Genomic DNA, 17,251 nt, shown 5'->3' on the forward strand with positions numbered 1-17,251 from the left:
TATGCGCCGAATTTCCCCCCGACGCGATTTGAAAAACAAAAAAGCTGTCCCCTTGTCGATGTGCTCGACGCCGGTGACAGCGGTTTGGATATTAAAACCCTCTTCTCCCGAAGCCGAAGAAGCCTCTGCCCCTTCTACCGAAACCAGGCTCTTGACCAGGATAAACTGGTGCGCCCATTACGTTTTCCGTTGTCTCCGTAAAATAGTGCCGCGGCGTGACAACAGGATGCGTCCTATTGACGTTGACAATCGGATGAATATACGGTTGTTCTACCGGGAAGAATTGGTCATTAAAACGACATTGTGTCGGGCATACGATTGGTTGCAATGGTTGCATTTGCGGCATTTGGTTCATAGGAAGCATGTGGCTTCCTCCACAATGTCCTCCGCAACGCCCTCCACAATGTCCTCCACAGTGTCCATGGTGCATCATCATCTTCACTCACCCCCTCCTATCTATTACATGTAAAAATGGACGGGACATACGGGCGAGCGACCATGGACGAGGAAATTCACTAGTCATTTGTTCTGTGTGCTTGTCTCTGCCTTTTCAGCATATTTATTTCCCTTTCACTTGTTGAAGAGCCTCTAATGCACGCTTTCTGGCAGCAGCGTGGTCGACAATCGGCGAAGGGTAGGTCACGCCCATTTGAATGCCCGCGTCCTCCAATACAGAGGTTGGCGCTACCCACGGTCTATGGATATATGGAACTTGCAGACCGGAAAGCTCCGGCACCCATTTCCGTATATATTCGCCATCCGGGTCAAACTTCTCGCTTTGTAGGAACGGGTTAAAGATTCTAAAGTAAGGGGCAGCGTCAATGCCGCACCCTGTTACCCACTGCCACCCCATTGCGTTGTTGGCGGTATCAAAATCGAGGAGGGTATGCTTGAACCAGTTATAGCCCTCACTCCACGGGATCAGCAGATGCTTGACTAAAAACGACGCGGTCACCATTCGCACACGGTTATGCATGACGCCCGTCTCCCAAAGTTCCCGCATGCCTGCATCGACGAGCGGATAACCTGTCTGTCCCCTTTTCCATTTCATAAGCTGCTCAGCCGTGCCTTGCCAAGGGAACTCCAAAAATTGCTTTCGCAACGGGATCCGGGTGATGTCCGGAAAGTGGATGAGTTGGTGATAGGCAAATTCACGCCATACAAGCTGTTTGAGAAACGTATCGATCGATTGAACTGACGTGCCCTGCACTTCCTCATAGATGCTTCTTGCGGAATGCCACATCGCCTTCACGCTTATATTGCCTGCAGCAATATAAGGAGAGAGCATGGAGGAGGTGCCACTTGAGATCAAATCTCTTTCCGCTCCGTAATAAAACATGCCATCATCCGAGAATTGTTCCCATTGTTCAATGGCTGCTTGTTCACCGGGTTTCCAATACTTATCGAATTTCTGATGCCAAGGATTCTTGTCCAATACACATAATGAATCTAAGGCAAGCGTCTCAATTTCCTGCTCTATCCCTTTCATCCCTACTGGAACAGGAAGCGGGCGGGCTACCTCCTCCTGCATACACCTTTTCCAAAAAGAAGTGAATACTTTATAAGGTTCGCCTAGTTTATTCACTAATTCAGGATTGAATAAGAGCTGTCCGTGAAATATCTGCACCTCTTTCCCAATCGATTCGAGCTGCGCCGTGATCCTCATCCCCTCGCTCCGCTCGGCAGGCTCATAACGATCATTGAAATAAACGGCTTCTGCATCCGTTTCTTCCATCAGCTCGACAAGCGCATCAAACTCATCTCCGGATTTAATAAAGAGCTTCAAGCCATGTGCCTGAAGCCCTTTTTCAAGAGTTGCCACCGAATGATAGAGCCACCATGAGGATGCTTCACTTTCCGCATATTCCCGCTTCTCTTCTTCAGACCAAATGAAGACAGGAATGACGATCCCCTCTTTCGCCGCCTCCCATAAAGCAGGGTTATCGTGTAATCGAAAATCTTTTCGAAACCATACAATCGTCCGTTTCATCTTTCTCATCCTTCGTGACAGGAGTCAGTTCTCTTCTTGCAGCTTCAGAACGACTATGCCTGTTCAATCTCGTCATCACTCATATTGCCCTTTATCACTTTGGTTTATAGCCTCATTTGCTTCGCCATATCGAGAACGGTTTACTATCCTTCAGACGGTTCCCGTACTAGCCGGTACCCGGTCATCATCAGGATCGCCCAGGACCCCCTCCGTCTGAGCAACGACAACTGCGCATGCTGCATCTCCTGTGATGTTGACGGCAGTGCGTACCATATCAAGAAGTCGGTCGACCCCTAAGACGAGTGCGATTCCTTCGACAGGCAGGCCGACAGATGTCAACACCATCGCCAGCATGATCAGTCCTGCGCCAGGCACAGCAGCCGTCCCGATGCTGGCAAGGACTGCGGTGAGGACGACGGTGAGCAACTGCCCCATTGACAGTTCAATGCCATAAGCTTGGGCGATGAAAACAACTGCCGCCCCCTGCATGATTGCCGTTCCGTCCATATTGATTGTCGCACCTAACGATTGAGTGAAGGAACTGATCGATTCAGGCACTTTCAGCTTCTCCTGCGCGGTCTTCATGGAAATCGGGAGCGTTGCCGCGGAACTCGCCGTACTGAAGGCGACGACCTGCGCCGGAAAGAAGTTTTTAAAGAACCAGACCGGATTCCGCTTGCCGATCAAGGACACCGAGCCCCCGTAGACGACGATCGAATGGATAAGAAGAGCGCCTAGGACAACAACCATATACATTCCCATCGCCCGGAGCGCGTCGAACCCTTGACTGCCGACTGCTGAAGCAATCAAGCCGAAAGCTCCGTATGGCGCAAACTTCATGACAAAGGTGATGAGGTACATGATTAGCTCATTAGTTTGCTCCAGCAATTCGGTGACTCGCTCCACCCGATTGCCGAGCATTGCAATCCCGAATCCGACCAGAGCCGCAAAGAAGATGATCTGCAACATATTCCCTTCCGCCATTGCAGTGATCGGGTTCGTCGGGATGATACCTAACAACGTGTCTGTGACAGGCGGTGCTTCTGACGCTTCATAATTCGCGCCTGACGTATCAAAGTCCCCTCCTGCACCCGGCTTCAGCATGAGGGCCAAAGAGAGGGCAATGACGATGGCGATTGCGGTTGTAGCCAGGAAATATCCTAACGTCTTCCCGCCAATCCTTCCTAACTTCTTAGGATCACCTATGCCAATCGTTCCAAGCGCAATGGAAACGAAAACGACCGGGATGACTAGCATCTTCATGAGGTTCAGGAAGATGATTCCCAACGGCTTGAACAGGTACTTATCCGCTACTCCGAAAATTCCCGGGGCAAACAAGTTCAGAATCAGTCCGACAACGATACCGGCAATAAGGGCGATGATAATTTTCCGTGCTAACTTCATGGCAATTCCTCCTCTATCTATTTCCCGGAAATAATAAAGTAAAATGCTATCTGTCTATCTATCCCTTATTTTCGTAATTGTGAAACTTCGTTTTCTCAAAATAAAAAGAGCTGTCCCCTTTGATAGGAGACAGCCCTGGAGTTATTCTTTATTATTGATATACTTGCGGCAATTCTCTTGGAGTAAATCCGGCAGTTTCTTTCCTATTCTTTGTATACTGCGGATAGTGGACAGGCGAACCTTCGTCGATCATCTCAAGCGATGCGATGAAATCAGGATCCTGTCTCAGTTCCATTTCGTACGGATCAATGAATACGCGTTCCATTCAATCACTCTCCTTCATTTGGGACCCAAGGCAAATGTGACGTGAAATGAAGACGATAACCACAATAGGAAAAGTCGCGGGACCGTCCCTCGTTACTACTATTATACCAAATTTTCTGTTTAAAGTAAAGAATTGCAGATTGCGTTTCTTTTCGCTCAATAAGGATATAATAATACTAAGCATGTCGGAAGGAGACGTTACGATGAAGCGGATTGTATTATTCGATGGGGAATGCAACTTTTGCAATTCAAGTGTCCAATTCATAATAAAACGGGATCCTGCTGCCCACTTCCTTTTTTCCTCATTGCAAAGCGAGACCGGCGAAAAGTATGTGAAGCAATTTAACATTCCGAAGGATGTCGACAGCATCGTGTTGATAGAAAACGGAAAGGCATACACAAAATCGTCCGCCGCCCTCCATATTGCAAAGAAGTTGGACGGTTTATGGCATCTGTTATTTCTATTTATACTCGTCCCACGTAAAATCCGTGACGGCTTTTACGATTATTTTGCCCGCAACCGTTATCGATGGTTCGGCAAGACTGAAGGGGCTTGCATGCTTCCTTCTCCGGATGAAAGGAAACGATTTATTTAACAATATTCCGGTGCCTCTCCTATTATGAGAGGCATCTTTTTTATTTCTGTATAATTTTTTTACATATCCACATACAATTGGAGAACATCTGCAGGTTGTACATGAAAAATTACTCCAGTCACCAGATAAACGAAGAAAAACAGTTCCAAAGGGAGGTATTATGGGGAAAAGGGTCATACGTAATTTGTCCGCATTATTGGCGCTTATGCTTTACGTTGGTATGTCTCCCCTCCAAATAGTAAGCGCTGACACTACTGTCGAAGAAAGTACGACCGAAACTGCGGCACCGAGCTGGGTCGCCCCTGCAAGCTATCTCGCATTAGGCGATTCACTTGCCGCGGGAATGGATCATTCCGGAAAAATTGGTGACGGCTATGCTGATTACCTGGCGGATACTCTGGAAGAAACAGGGCTTTTGGATTCTTTCAATAAAACCTTCGCTGTGCCTGGCTACACAACAAAGGATGTACTGAAGGACATCGAAGAAAATGCGACGCGGGAAGTTGATGGAAAGTCCATCCGACTTCATGACGCGATTGCCAATGCAGTTCTGATTACGATCAGTGCGGGTGCGAATGATGTACTTGCGCATGTGGAAATCGATCCGAAGACGTTTGCTATCACGTATGACGAGCAGGCGCTTCAGATGGAAATCAAGCAAGTCGGCATGAATCTGATGAAAATCATTACGGCAATCCATACGATCAATCCTGATGCGCAAGTGTATGTGATGGGCTATTACAATCCTTATCCTCATCTTCCAGCGGAGATTCAGCCTTTGCTCGCACAGATGTTGACCGGTGTGAATAAAGCGATTGAGACGGCGGCACAATTGCCAAATGTCGATTGGGTCGAAACGGCTGATGTCGTCGCAAAGGATTTTAAAGTCAATTTGCCGAATCCGGAAAATATCCATTTGAGTCCGGATGGATATCAGGTCGTGGCGGAACTATTTTGGAATAAAGTCCAGGTCGATTATCCTTGGATTCCCGCTGATGCTTTTATTGCAGATGACGTTACGACGGATTCCATCACGCTCGCTTGGAAGGCGGCGACTACCGAGGGACAGATTGCAGCGTATGATATTTTTCTCGAGGGTAACAAGATCGGGTCCGTTGACGGCGATGTATTTTCATTCACGGTCGGGGAATTGGAGGAAAATCATGCGTATGCATTTTCCATCGTGGCAGTAGATCAAAATGGAATCAGCAGTGAGGAATCGCCATCCTTGAATGTGACCACGGAAGCTATCGCCACTTCGTTGTTCAGCGACATAAAAGGTCACTGGGCTGAGGATGTAATCGAGCAAACTGCATTCAGCCCTACTGAACCTGTGACACGTGCATTTGCCACTAGTCTATTGACGAAGTTGATAAGCGTAACAAATAAATAATACGAAAAAGGTTCCGGTTGCCCGGAACCTTTTTCTATGCTTCTTGCTGGAGCTTTTCATTCTCCTCAGCCGTAAAGGCGCGGGACCGTGTAAGGAATCGCTTCCCTTCCACCCCCTCCAGTGAGAACATGCCTCCCCTGCCTTCCACGACGTCAATGATCAGCTGCGTATGCTTCCAGTAGTCAAATTGGTTTTTATGCATGTAAAATGGCGTTCCGCCGATATGACCGAGGAGGACGTCCTGATCACCGATGATCAGGTCGCCTTCCGGGTAGCACATCGGGGAGGATCCGTCACAGCAGCCTCCCGATTGGTGGAACATTAACGGGCCATGCTTCCCCTTCAATAATTCAATCAATTCCAAAGCAGCGTCCGTTGCAAGAACACGTTCAGGCATGGACATGCCTCCTTTCCAATCACTTAAAACGGAATGGAAATCTCTTGATCAAAAGAATCCTAATTTGTCTTCGCTATAGCTTACGAGCATATTTTTCGTCTGTTGGTAATGTGAAAGCATTTGCAGATGGTTTTCACGTCCGATACCGGATGCCTTGTAGCCTCCGAATGCGGCATGCGCCGGATAGGCATGGTAGCAGTTCGTCCAGACACGCCCTGCTTCAATGCCACGTCCGAAGCGATATGCTGTATTCATATCGCGTGTCCAGACGCCTGAACCTAAACCGTATAATGTATCGTTCGCAATTTCCAAAGCTTCTTCTTTCGTCTTGAATGTCGTCACAGAAACGACCGGCCCGAAGATCTCCTCTTGGAAAATGCGCATTTTGTTATTCCCTTTGAAGACTGTCGGCTGGACATAGTAGCCACCCGCCAATTCGCCGCCAAGCTTATTCTGTTCTCCGCCAACGAGGCACTCGGCCCCTTCCTGTTTCCCGATATCAAGGTACGAAAGGATTTTTTCCAATTGCTCCGTCGAAGCTTGTGCACCCATCATGACTGTAGGGTCGAGCGGGTTGCCGATTTTGATTGCTTTAACACGCTCGATCGCACGTTCCATGAACTTATCGTAAATGGATTCCTGGATCAATGCACGCGAAGGGCAAGTGCACACTTCCCCTTGGTTCAATGCAAACATGACGAAGCCTTCGATTGCTTTGTCTAGGAATGCATCGTCTTCCGCCATGACGTCCTCAAAGAAGATGTTCGGCGATTTCCCGCCAAGCTCGAGCGTCATCGGAATCAGGTTCTGGGAAGCATACTGCATGATGAGGCGGCCTGTCGTCGTCTCGCCTGTGAATGCGATTTTCCCGATCCGCGGGCTCGATGCTAACGGTTTACCTGCTTCTAGACCGAAACCGTTAACGATATTAAGAACGCCAGCCGGTAGAAGGTCTTCGATTAATTCCATCAGCACGAGAATGGATGAAGGAGTCTGTTCAGCTGGTTTCAGCACGACGCAGTTCCCCGCAGCGAGCGCAGGCGCCAGCTTCCAAACGGCCATTAGCAACGGGAAGTTCCAGGGGATGATTTGGCCGACAACCCCGATCGGTTCATGGAAATGGTACGCAACTGTATTGTTATCGATTTGGCTGACGCCGCCTTCTTGTGAGCGGATTGCCGAAGCGAAATATCTGAAATGGTCGATTGCAAGCGGCAGGTCGGCATTCAATGTTTCGCGGACCGCTTTACCGTTTTCCCACGTTTCCGCAACAGCAAGCATTTCAAGATTCGCTTCCATGCGGTCAGCGATTTTCAATAGGATATTCGCCCGTTCCGTGACGGACGTTTTCCCCCATGCATCCTTCGCAGCATGTGCCGCATCCAATGCAAGCTCAATGTCTTCAGCAGTCGAACGCGCCACTTGTGTAAACACTTTGCCCGTAACTGGCGTCGGGTTGTCGAAGTACTGCCCATTCACCGGGGCAACCCATTTTCCTCCGATGAAATTATCGTAGCGTTCCTTGAAATTCACCTTTGCCCCTTCTGTGTTCGGAAATGCATAAACGTGATTTTCTACAGCTTGTACCATGTTCCATTCCTCCCTATTCCTTATAGATTGCTATAGTAAGTGCAAAAATCGCACACAAAGCCACCATATGCGCTGATCTGCAGCGCTATTCAATTTGAATGCGCTTACATGTAATGAATGAAGAGTCTGTGAATTCTATTCTATCTGACTAAACAAATTATTGCAAGTTGCATAGTTTATCACCGCTCAGGACATTTTTATCACCACTTATGACTACTTAATCCCCGTTCGCAGCATAGTTATCACCAGTCACGTATATTCGCCCCATTGTTTACCATTTATTAATTCCCCCGTAATAATTTGTTCATAATTTCCCCTTACAATAAAACCAACGAGTATATGAGAGGAGTTTTTATTTATGGCGAATTCATTCGGCAAACGTTTCATCACAACAGTCGGTGCTGGCATTCTAGGTTCCGCGATAACGCTAGGTGTCGTGGCAAATACGGACATAATGCAGGTTAAAACACAGAGTGAGGCAACGGCAAGCGTTACGGAAAGTTCAACCTCAACGCCTAATTTCATCCCAACTTCGGCGAACTCTCCAACTTCCCTTTCCGATATGGTGGAGCATGCATCGAAAGGAATTGTCGGTGTATCGAACTTCAAAAACGCCGGTAACCGCTTCGCCGGCAGTTCTGAGCTCTCGGAATACGGGACCGGCTCCGGAGTCATTTATAAAATCGATGGCGATGATGCCTACATCGTGACGAATAACCACGTCATCGAAGGCGCGGGCAAAGTCGAAGTGACATTGCAAGGCGGCGAGAAGGAAACTGCGGAGCTGATTGGCAGTGATGCATTGACCGACCTTGCCGTTCTCAAAATCAATGCCAAACTTGTCGACACTGCCCTTGAATTCGGGGATTCCGATAAATTACGCGCAGGCGATCCTGTCGTCGCCATCGGTAACCCGCTCAGTTTGGACTTCTCCGGCACCGTTACACAAGGCATCATTAGTGCACCATCTCGTTCCATCGACGTGAAAACGACTGCAGGCAATTGGGAAATGAACGTAATCCAAACGGACGCGGCTATCAATCCCGGCAACAGCGGCGGCGCCCTTCTGACGACGGATGGCAAACTGATCGGCATCAACAGTTTAAAAATCGCGGATAACGGTGTGGAAGGACTCGGCTTCGCAATCCCGAGCAATGACGTCGTTCCATTGCTCGAACAAATTACGAAAGACGGCAAAATCGAACGGCCGTATATCGGCGTTGGCCTTGCAGACTTGGCCGAGGTTCCGTATATCTATGTACAGGATCTACCGGAAGAAGTGAAAGGTGGCGTCATGGTCGCCAACGTCGACCCGACATCTGCAGCGGGCAAAGCTGGATTGAAAGAGCAGGACGTCATCACCGCGATTAACGGAACCGATATCAGCAACTCCATGGAACTGCGCAAATTCCTTTATTCCGAACTTAAAATCGGTGACAAAGCGACACTCACCGTTTACTCCGGCTCCCAAAAACGCACAGTTGAATTGACATTGACGAGCAATACACCGGTTGAATAAAAGAACAAACACCTCCGCCATTTTCAGTTGTGGCGGAGGTGTTTATTTACGATTGAATTACGTCTTTTGCCTGCAAATAGCGTTCCCCAAAAATCGTGATTGTCGTTCCGCTTCTTCCTTGGCGGGCGTTCAATAACCCTAGCTCTTGCAAAACCTCCAATCGGAGGCGAATTTGCTGTTCGGATAAGTGAATATCTTGCTCTCCCAAAAGCTGCTTCAGTTTTATGCGTCCAAACGTTTTAAGTTGAGCCTTTCCTTCAGCATAAATGCTTAATATTTCGATGCTCTCCTTCAAGAAGCCGTGCTCTTCAATTTTTTTGTCAATGGAAAGGATATCGTTTTGTGAAAGGTGTGCAGCTTCAGCAAAGGATTCTTTTTTGAAGCTATTTTCCACTCTATACGGCTCTGCAAGGGATACTTGGGATTTCACATAACGATTCACCATTTGTTCATGAGTGAATCCCGCCTCCAAAGCTTCCGCGATTGCCCATACTGTCCCGTACGAAAGCAGCCGATCACCGATGTCGATCACATTTGAAAATTGGCTTGGGACGAACTCAATTTCTCCGGGTGTGACGATATAGTCGATATCCTCTGGAATTTCTTGACCCGGATTGTTTTCGTCATCCAAATAGTACGAATGTGTAAAGAAGATATTCATTAACGAGTCCAAGGTCTCCTGAGCGTTTTCAAGTGTATCGTTGACAACCAATAGTTTCTGGCCGGCAGGCAGATCAATCAATCGCTTCGTATTTGCGATATTCACTTCCCGATGTGCAATGATCGTCTTACACTCTTTCGGAATGAAGGGGCGTATGACCCCCATCAGAATCGATCGTGATAAAACAACAATGTCCTCTTCACCAATGCTATCCCCATCCAAATCCTTAACGACCAATTTTGATATGATTGCTTTATCACCAAAAATAAGTTCCAGCTGTTCAGAGATTATCGTTAAATAACCTTCTTGTATCGAGACAATATGAATTTTGGTTTTCATTCTTTCTCCTCATCTTCCATTATCCAACCACTCATTCAGTCCCTTATACCCTATTCACCCGGTATGAAGACCTTTCTATAAGCAGATTCACTTCGTTCAATTGATGAGATGACAGGCAACCCAATGGTCCTTTTCGGCCTCTTTCCAGATTGGAGTTTCTTTACATTTCTCCATTGCATATGGACAGCGCGTCCGAAAACGGCATCCCGTCGGCGGACTCATCGGATTCGGAAGATCCCCTGTCAAAACGATCCGTTCCCTGCTCCGTTCTTCCACAGGATCTGGCACCGGCACTGCTGACATTAAAGCTTGTGTGTAAGGATGAAGAGGGTTTTCACTAATTGCTTTCGTAGGAGCAAGCTCAACTAGATTCCCTAAATACATCACACCGATGCGATCGCTAATATATTTCACCATCGAAATATCATGTGCGATAAATAAATACGTCAAATCCTTCTCATACTGCAAATCCCTCAGCAAATTTACTACCTGAGCCTGGATCGATACATCGAGCGCGGATATCGGCTCATCCGCAATGATAACATCGGGGTTTACCGCCAAGGCGCGGGCAATCCCTACCCTTTGCCTTTGTCCCCCTGAAAACTCATGCGGATACCGGTTCATAAACTCCTTATTTAGCCCTACGATTTCAAGCAAGTTTTGAACAATATCCTTCCTGTCTTTCATGCTGTCTGCAAGTCTATGGACATCGATGCCTTCCGCTACAGAATCGAGAACTTTTTTACGAGGGTCCAGTGAAGCATACGGATCCTGGAAAATCATCTGGATCTTCTGCTTCATCCGATTTTCTAGCCCTTTGTTCAATTGCCCATGAATGGGCTCGCCGTCAAAGTACACTTCCCCACCCGTCGGTTCATATAGACGAATGATAGTTCTACCTGTCGTCGATTTTCCGCATCCCGACTCCCCGACCAAGCCAAGCGTCTCCCCTTTGTAAATATCGAAAGAAACACCATCAACAGCTCGCAGCTGCTTATTCCCGGATAAATGAAAATGCTTATGCAAGTCTTTCACCTGGATAATTGGAGAGTGATCGGCAGTCTTGCTTTTCCTCTTTTTCGCGACTGTCACCCTTTCTCTCTCTTTCACTTGAATAACTGTCGACAAATCGGGTGCCTTCGGATGAAGCAGCCAAGTTGCTGCATAATGACTATCAGACACTTTGAACATCGGTGGCTGATTTTTATAATCGATGGCCAATGCAAATTCGTTCCGCACAGCAAACGCATCCCCTACTGGTGGGTGCATTAAATCCGGAGGCGATCCAGGGATGGAGTATAGCACCTCTTCCACATCTAAATCGGGAATCGATTTCATTAGACCCCACGTGTATGGATGCTGCGATTCATGGAAAACTTCATTAACAGTTCCCTCTTCAACGATTTTCCCTGCATACATGACAGCTACTTTGTCCGCCATATTCGCTACCACGCCCAAGTCATGGGTGATCAGGATGATCGCCGTGCCCATACGTTTTTGAATGTCTTTTAATAATTCCAGAATCTGCGCTTGAATTGTTACGTCCAAAGCCGTTGTCGGCTCATCCGCAATGAGGAGCCTTGGATTGCACGCGATAGCAATCGCGATGACGACCCGCTGCCTCATCCCGCCTGAAAACTGATGTGGATACTGACTCACACGGGTGGCAGGCTCCGGAATGCCGACGAGCTCCAATATTTCGATGGCACGTTTCTGCGCCTCTTTTTTCGATAACCCTTGATGTTTCACGACACTTTCCGCGACTTGCTTTCCAATTGTCATCGTAGGATTCAGTGCCGTCATCGGGTCTTGGAATACCATAGCGATTTCGGATCCGCGGACGACCTCCATTCGACGTTCCGGGGCTTCCAGCAGGTTTTCACCGTCGAACATGACCTGTCCGCTATCATATGTAGCGACTTTGTCGGGCAATAGCTTCATGATCGCTTTTGATGTGACCGACTTCCCTGACCCTGATTCCCCTACAATGGCTAAAGTCTCTCCTTCATTAATTGTAAAATTGACACCTCTGACGGCTTTTACAACTCCCGCTTGGGTATGGAAAGATACATGTAAATCTTTCACTTCCAGTAATGGCTTCATTGAAATCCCCCCTCGGATCAACACATCATTTTTTCATTTTCGGATCGAGTGCATCCCGTAGGCCGTCCGCCAACAGGTTGAAGCAGACCATCAGTCCGACAATGACCAAAGCCGGGAACAGCAAGAGATAGAAATGATTTCTCATTGCCTGGAATCCGTCGTTTATTAATACACCTAAAGAAGCAAGCGGCTCTTGCAATCCTAGGCCGATGAAGCTTAAAAATGCTTCCGTGAAAATCGCGGCAGGAATCGTGAACATCATATTGACGATGATGAGACCAAGCGTATTCGGAATGAAGTGCTCCTTGATGAGCCTGCCATTCGAAGCGCCCAATGCCCTTGATGCGAGAATGAATTCCTGGGTCTTCAGCTTGAACACTTGTGAACGGACAAGCCTCGCCATATTCACCCAACCTGTAATGACCATCGCTATGGTGATCGTGACAATCCCTGGTTTCATTAACATGATGAGCAAGATGATCAAAATGAGATTCGGAATACCGACCAACACTTCAATAATCCTTTGCATCACATTATCCACCCGACCGCCTAATAAAGCGGAAATAGCTCCGTACATAACGCCGATGATCAAGTCGAGGGTGGTAGCCAAAAACGCGATGTATAATGAAATTCTCGTACCTTCCCATACCCGGGTCCATTGGTCACGGCCAAACCGGTCCGTCCCGAGCCAATGCTCGCCGCTCGGTTTCTGGAACACCTTATCATAATCGGTTTGCTCGTACGAATACTCGTTCAGATACGGACCGATAATCGCCATGACGATCAGAATGGATAGAATGACAAGACTGAGCATCGCGCCTTTATTTTTCTTGAGGCGGATCCAACTTTCCTTGAACATGCTCATTTGCGGCCGAGTGATGACTTCCTGTGATTCTTTTTGGTGCCCGACGACTTCAAAGTCATTGTCATCGAAATCCATTCCGGCTAATTCATCCAATCCGGCTCCATATTCTTTAACGTTGTTTGCCATCATCCTCACCCCTTCGACTCAGTCAAACGTATTCGCGGATCGATGATTCCATATAATAAATCGACGACTAATATGGTAAGGATGTAAAACGCACTGTAAAACAGCGTCAATCCCATGATTGTCGTGTAATCATTCACTTTGATCGAGTCAACGAACAAGCTTCCAATTCCGGGAATTCCAAAAATGTTTTCGATAACGAGAGAGCCCGTGAGCAAGCTGACGGTAATCGGACCCAATATTGTAATGATCGGTATAAGTGAATTTCTGAGTGTATGATTGAAGATTACACTCCACTTTGAAAGCCCTTTTGATTTTGCAGTCAAAATATAATCTTGCTGGAGCACTTCGAGCATTTCATTCCGCGTAAATCGGGCGATGAGTGCGATGACCATCATGGCTAGAGCAATTGTCGGCAATACCGAACTGCTATAGCTTTCCCAGAAAGCGACGGGGAGGATTCCCCATTTCAAACCAATATAATATTGCAGCAGCGCCGCAAAAACAAAGTTCGGTATAGACACACCAATTACCGCAATGAACATCGTGAAATAATCCCAAGCCGTATTATGCCTGAATGCAGCAATCATCCCTAAAACGAGGCCAATCGACATCCCTAAAATTACTGCCTGCAAGCCAAGCAACGCTGAAGGACCAATCCTGTCTTTGATGAGCGATTCAACCTTTTGCCCTTTAAAGTAAAAGGACGTTCCCAAGTCACCCTTCACCAAGTTCTCCATATAGATTCCGTATTGCATGATCAGCGGTTTATCCAATCCGTATTTGGCATAGAATTCAATCCGTGCCTCTTCCGTCAGACCGGCCAGCTTCTCTTCATCAAAAGGCGACCCAGGCAATAGTTTCATCAAGAAAAATGTGGCTGTCGCAATGACAACTAATGTCAGGATGATATTAACGACTCTGACGACAATGAATTTCTTCATCCCTTTCACCCCTTCACATGAATATCCTGTTCATAGGTTCGTCTTATACTCTTTGGTAAATGGAAAATACGGGTTTCAACATACCTACCTTCTCTATCCTTGCATTCAACAGAGTAGGGAAATGATAAGACTCAAGAGCTTTTGCTTCCTGCTCATCAATTAGATCCATCTGGCTGAGGATTTCCATGATAACGGCGTTTGTAGCACGGCTATTGCCATCCTCGATTTTGACGGCGATCCCGATGCCCGCTTCTGGCACCCCTACACAATAGACCCCTTCCGCACCGACTTTGCCGAACATCTTTCCATCCATATGTTTCATGAAATCAGTGCAGAAGCGAGAAGTGCCGCCAACCATTTCCGGCGCATTCATCATCGCAGCCGTTACTCGGCCAATCGATTGTTGCCTTGATTCATTTAGTCCGCTCGGATCAGCCATTCTCGCAAATCCGAGTGCCAAATTCCGCAATGGAATTCCATGAACCGGAACGCCGCATCCGTCTATACCGATTTGAATCTCTTTCATCGGTACATCTGTCAGTTCACTAATAACCGAAAGGATTCTCTGTTGTACGGGATGGTCGATTTTATAATAATCTTCTATACTTTCATCCATATGTTTTGCCGTCGCCAACATTCCGCTATGTTTTCCAGAACAGTTATTGTGGATCTGCGTTACATCGCCGCCACTTTTAATCAGTTCTTCATACGCCTCCTGCCATCTTGGTGGATGGGTACCGCATTTTAAATTGGAAACTTCCAATTCCAATCTGCTTAAGATTGATGCGGCTCTTTCAGTGTGCTGCTTTTCACCGTTATGCGAAGCACAAGCTAAAGCCAAATCCCCATCTTCAAAATGATAATGGTCGGCTGCACCCGTCTCGATAATCGGAATGGTTTGCAACGGCTTCATGGAGGAGCGTGCAAATACAACCTTTTCAATATCACCGACGGAGGAAATCACTTCACCGTTTGCACGGACAATTGCAATGTCACCTCTATGTATACTTTCAACTACTTGGCCCCTCTCGACCGTTACGAGTAACTCGGACATTCTGCAACACTTCCATTCTCAATATTTTCAAATAAGTATAAAGCTTGAAACAACTTATTTCAACCATATTACCCAATTAATTAATATTTTCAGTCTACCGACCTATTTTATTAATACAAATTAAATAAAATAGTTGAAAAACAACTTGAAAGGTTCTTTCAGGTTTGATAAGGTTATTACAACTTATTCGTCAGACTATTCTGATGAGGGGGTTGGAGGTGTGTATGTAAGGAAAATTACTTTCACTTAAGAAGGGGGATTGGATATTGAAACCGATTATCGGCATTACTTCCAACTTAGATTCAACTGCGCATACGCTTCAAAACACGTACATCCAGGCGGTCATCACTGGAGGTGGCATACCTTTTGTCATACCAACCGGGGTGGAAAGCGACGTACAGCAAATTACTGCACTTATTGACGGATTGATTGTTTCAGGCGGAGGAGACATGAACCCCGTACTTTTCAATGAAGAGCCTGTGCCTCAACTCGGAAACGTCACACCCGAAAGAGACTCGAATGAATTGAAGCTTGTAACGCATATGCTCGAAGCGGATAAACCGATCCTCGGCATATGCAGAGGCCACCAAGTGCTGAACGTCGCTTTAGGCGGAACGCTTTACCAGGACATCAATTCGCAAATCGCCAGTCCGGTATTGCAGCATGATCAAAAAGCGAAAAGGGAGCACCCATCCCATGCGATCCATATTGAAAAAGGAACTATCCTCGAATCCATCACAACCTCCGAGAAGATCATGGTGAATTCATTCCATCACCAAGCGCTGAAGGAGATCCCTTCCCCTCTTATCGTCTCGGGCAAATCTAGTGACGGAATTGTGGAGGCGGTTGAAAGTACGGATCACCATTTCGTCGTCGGCGTACAATGGCACCCCGAGGCTTTGCTGCAAAATGAAGATCAGGTTTCCATGCGCTTATTCGAGGCTTATATGAAAGCTTGCGTTGAGAGGATGGTTGCAGTTGAAAGTTATTGATCTACATTGTGATGTATTAGCTCGAATGCACAAATCAAAAGGGAATCTATCATTCACAGATTCCAACGATCTCGATGTCACATATGAAAAGCTGAAGCAAGGCGGATGCCATATCCAAGCCTTCGCCATATTCATTTCACCTTCGATTAAGTCAGACCAGAAATTCCAAGTAGCACTCGATCAAATCCATTACTTTTATACCGAAGTGATCGGCAAAAACCAGAATATGAAAGCTCTCAAAGCGTGGGATGATTTTGATCAGCTCCAGGAAGGACAAATTGGCGCATTTCTCACCCTTGAAGGAGTAGATTGCATTGGGAATGATATGCAAAAGCTGTCGATTCTTCGGGAGCTTGGGGTCCTATCGATTGGGCTGACGTGGAATAATGCCAATTTGGCAGCGGATGGTGTCGGAGAAGAGCGCGGGGCTGGCCTTACTGCATTCGGGAAGGAAATTGTCGGATTCTGCAATGAAAACAAGATTCTTACGGATGTTTCCCATCTAAGCGAGAAGGCTTTTTGGGATGTCATGGATTTGGCGCACTTTCCGATTGCGAGCCACTCCAACTCGAAAACGGTCTGCAATCATCGGCGGAATTTGACAGATGAGCAGGCAACGCATTTATTCAACAAGAACGGACTGATCCATGTCGTCTACAATCCGCCATTCGTGATTGAAGAAGGCCCAGTATCTGTATCGGATCTTATCACTCATATCGACCATTTCTGTTCCCTTGGGGGTGTAGGTCAGATAGGGCTGGGTTCGGATTTCGACGGCATTTCGGAAAAAATTATCGGTCTTGAAGATGCTTCTATGCAACCGGCTTTGATCAACGAGTTGTTGAAGAAATATAGCGAGGATGAAGTGAAAGGATTTGCATACAAGAACTTCCTTGACCACCGTCCCGGTAAGAAGATTCCACAGCATTTACCAGAGGAAGAAGTGCTTTCGTAAGG

The 17,251-nt window shown here is 47.0% G+C and carries 16 protein-coding genes; 5 read left to right on the top strand and 11 right to left on the bottom strand.

Features of this window, described 5'->3' with window-relative positions; all coding sequences use genetic code 11:
* Positions 1 to 91: 91 nt before the first annotated feature.
* The 4 genes from M3152_RS12700 to M3152_RS12715 form a co-directional block, all read right to left on the bottom strand.
* Positions 92 to 364, bottom strand: a complete 273-nt coding sequence (locus M3152_RS12700; RefSeq protein ID WP_251695549.1) for a hypothetical protein — start codon at positions 362 to 364, stop codon at positions 92 to 94.
* A gap of 195 nt (positions 365 to 559) precedes the next feature.
* Positions 560 to 1,990 (bottom strand): cryptochrome/photolyase family protein, encoded by a 1,431-nt coding sequence (locus M3152_RS12705; RefSeq protein ID WP_251695550.1) that lies wholly within the window; start codon positions 1,988 to 1,990, stop codon positions 560 to 562.
* Between the two features lie 150 nt (positions 1,991 to 2,140).
* Positions 2,141 to 3,394, bottom strand: coding sequence for a dicarboxylate/amino acid:cation symporter (locus M3152_RS12710; protein ID WP_251695551.1), 1,254 nt, complete (start codon positions 3,392 to 3,394; stop codon positions 2,141 to 2,143).
* Between the two features lie 151 nt (positions 3,395 to 3,545).
* On the bottom strand, positions 3,546 to 3,719 hold the full coding sequence (locus M3152_RS12715; protein WP_251695552.1) for a hypothetical protein: 174 nt from the start codon (positions 3,717 to 3,719) through the stop codon (positions 3,546 to 3,548).
* 202 nt (positions 3,720 to 3,921) lie between these two features.
* Between M3152_RS12715 and M3152_RS12720 the strand changes: the two genes are divergently transcribed.
* Together M3152_RS12720 and M3152_RS12725 are read left to right on the top strand one after the other, a co-directional pair.
* The gene (locus M3152_RS12720; protein WP_251695553.1) at positions 3,922 to 4,314 is read left to right on the top strand and encodes a thiol-disulfide oxidoreductase DCC family protein; all 393 of its coding nucleotides are present in this window, start codon (positions 3,922 to 3,924) and stop codon (positions 4,312 to 4,314) included.
* A gap of 160 nt (positions 4,315 to 4,474) precedes the next feature.
* Positions 4,475 to 5,707, top strand: coding sequence for a GDSL-type esterase/lipase family protein (locus M3152_RS12725; protein WP_251695554.1), 1,233 nt, complete (start codon positions 4,475 to 4,477; stop codon positions 5,705 to 5,707).
* A gap of 34 nt (positions 5,708 to 5,741) precedes the next feature.
* On the opposite strand, the gene M3152_RS12730 is transcribed toward M3152_RS12725, so the two are convergent.
* Both M3152_RS12730 and adh read right to left on the bottom strand, forming a co-directional pair.
* A complete protein-coding gene (locus M3152_RS12730; protein ID WP_251695555.1) occupies positions 5,742 to 6,104 on the bottom strand; it encodes a DUF779 domain-containing protein in 363 nt (120 codons plus the stop codon).
* Between the two features lie 48 nt (positions 6,105 to 6,152).
* The gene (gene adh / locus M3152_RS12735; RefSeq protein ID WP_251695556.1) at positions 6,153 to 7,694 is read right to left on the bottom strand and encodes an aldehyde dehydrogenase; all 1,542 of its coding nucleotides are present in this window, start codon (positions 7,692 to 7,694) and stop codon (positions 6,153 to 6,155) included.
* Positions 7,695 to 8,052: 358 nt separating this feature from the next.
* Here adh and M3152_RS12740 point away from each other — a divergent pair, with 358 nt between their 5' ends.
* On the top strand, positions 8,053 to 9,213 hold the full coding sequence (locus M3152_RS12740) for a S1C family serine protease (protein WP_251695557.1): 1,161 nt from the start codon (positions 8,053 to 8,055) through the stop codon (positions 9,211 to 9,213).
* A gap of 46 nt (positions 9,214 to 9,259) precedes the next feature.
* Here M3152_RS12740 and M3152_RS12745 read toward each other — a convergent pair whose 3' ends face one another.
* The 5 genes from M3152_RS12745 to M3152_RS12770 form a co-directional block, all read right to left on the bottom strand.
* Positions 9,260 to 10,213: a winged-helix domain-containing protein gene (locus M3152_RS12745; RefSeq protein WP_251695558.1), complete on the bottom strand. Its 954-nt coding sequence runs from the start codon at positions 10,211 to 10,213 to the stop codon at positions 9,260 to 9,262.
* A 96-nt stretch (positions 10,214 to 10,309) separates the two neighbouring features.
* Positions 10,310 to 12,316 carry an ABC transporter ATP-binding protein gene (locus M3152_RS18005; RefSeq protein ID WP_285847176.1) on the bottom strand — a complete coding sequence of 669 codons (2,007 nt, stop codon included), beginning with the start codon at positions 12,314 to 12,316 and terminating at the stop codon, positions 10,310 to 10,312.
* A 25-nt stretch (positions 12,317 to 12,341) separates the two neighbouring features.
* On the bottom strand, positions 12,342 to 13,256 hold the full coding sequence (locus M3152_RS12760; RefSeq protein ID WP_251695901.1) for an ABC transporter permease: 915 nt from the start codon (positions 13,254 to 13,256) through the stop codon (positions 12,342 to 12,344).
* Positions 13,257 to 13,312: 56 nt separating this feature from the next.
* The gene (locus M3152_RS12765; RefSeq protein WP_251695559.1) at positions 13,313 to 14,248 is read right to left on the bottom strand and encodes an ABC transporter permease; all 936 of its coding nucleotides are present in this window, start codon (positions 14,246 to 14,248) and stop codon (positions 13,313 to 13,315) included.
* Between the two features lie 43 nt (positions 14,249 to 14,291).
* Entirely contained in the window at positions 14,292 to 15,302 is a 1,011-nt protein-coding gene (locus tag M3152_RS12770) for an asparaginase (RefSeq protein WP_251695560.1), read from the bottom strand.
* 266 nt (positions 15,303 to 15,568) lie between these two features.
* On the opposite strand from M3152_RS12770, the gene M3152_RS12775 reads away from it, so the two are divergent.
* Positions 15,569 to 16,294: a gamma-glutamyl-gamma-aminobutyrate hydrolase family protein gene (locus tag M3152_RS12775; RefSeq protein ID WP_251695561.1), complete on the top strand. Its 726-nt coding sequence runs from the start codon at positions 15,569 to 15,571 to the stop codon at positions 16,292 to 16,294.
* Positions 16,281 to 17,249: a dipeptidase gene (locus M3152_RS12780; RefSeq protein ID WP_251695562.1), complete on the top strand. Its 969-nt coding sequence runs from the start codon at positions 16,281 to 16,283 to the stop codon at positions 17,247 to 17,249. The genes M3152_RS12775 and M3152_RS12780 overlap by 14 nt, the downstream gene beginning before the upstream one ends.
* Positions 17,250 to 17,251 lie beyond the last annotated feature (2 nt).

The sequence above is a fragment of the Sporosarcina luteola genome (genome assembly GCF_023715245.1).
GTDB lineage: Bacteria > Bacillota > Bacilli > Bacillales_A > Planococcaceae > Sporosarcina > Sporosarcina luteola_C.

Bases quoted from the DNA above. Each gene is read 5' to 3' on its own strand.
- M3152_RS12700 (WP_251695549.1), bottom strand. From the start codon at position 364: ATGCTTCCTATGAACCAAATGCCGCAAATGCAACCATTGCAACCAATC.
- M3152_RS12705 (WP_251695550.1), bottom strand. From the start codon at position 1,990: ATGAAACGGACGATTGTATGGTTTCGAAAAGATTTTCGATTACACGAT.
- M3152_RS12710 (WP_251695551.1), bottom strand. From the start codon at position 3,394: ATGAAGTTAGCACGGAAAATTATCATCGCCCTTATTGCCGGTATCGTT.
- M3152_RS12715 (WP_251695552.1), bottom strand. From the start codon at position 3,719: ATGGAACGCGTATTCATTGATCCGTACGAAATGGAACTGAGACAGGAT.
- M3152_RS12720 (WP_251695553.1), top strand. From the start codon at position 3,922: ATGAAGCGGATTGTATTATTCGATGGGGAATGCAACTTTTGCAATTCA.
- M3152_RS12725 (WP_251695554.1), top strand. From the start codon at position 4,475: ATGGGGAAAAGGGTCATACGTAATTTGTCCGCATTATTGGCGCTTATG.
- M3152_RS12730 (WP_251695555.1), bottom strand. From the start codon at position 6,104: ATGCCTGAACGTGTTCTTGCAACGGACGCTGCTTTGGAATTGATTGAA.
- adh (WP_251695556.1), bottom strand. From the start codon at position 7,694: ATGGTACAAGCTGTAGAAAATCACGTTTATGCATTTCCGAACACAGAA.
- M3152_RS12740 (WP_251695557.1), top strand. From the start codon at position 8,053: ATGGCGAATTCATTCGGCAAACGTTTCATCACAACAGTCGGTGCTGGC.
- M3152_RS12745 (WP_251695558.1), bottom strand. From the start codon at position 10,213: ATGAAAACCAAAATTCATATTGTCTCGATACAAGAAGGTTATTTAACG.
- M3152_RS18005 (WP_285847176.1), bottom strand. From the start codon at position 12,316: ATGAAGCCATTACTGGAAGTGAAAGATTTACATGTATCTTTCCATACC.
- M3152_RS12760 (WP_251695901.1), bottom strand. From the start codon at position 13,256: ATGGATTTCGATGACAATGACTTTGAAGTCGTCGGGCACCAAAAAGAA.
- M3152_RS12765 (WP_251695559.1), bottom strand. From the start codon at position 14,248: ATGAAGAAATTCATTGTCGTCAGAGTCGTTAATATCATCCTGACATTA.
- M3152_RS12770 (WP_251695560.1), bottom strand. From the start codon at position 15,302: ATGTCCGAGTTACTCGTAACGGTCGAGAGGGGCCAAGTAGTTGAAAGT.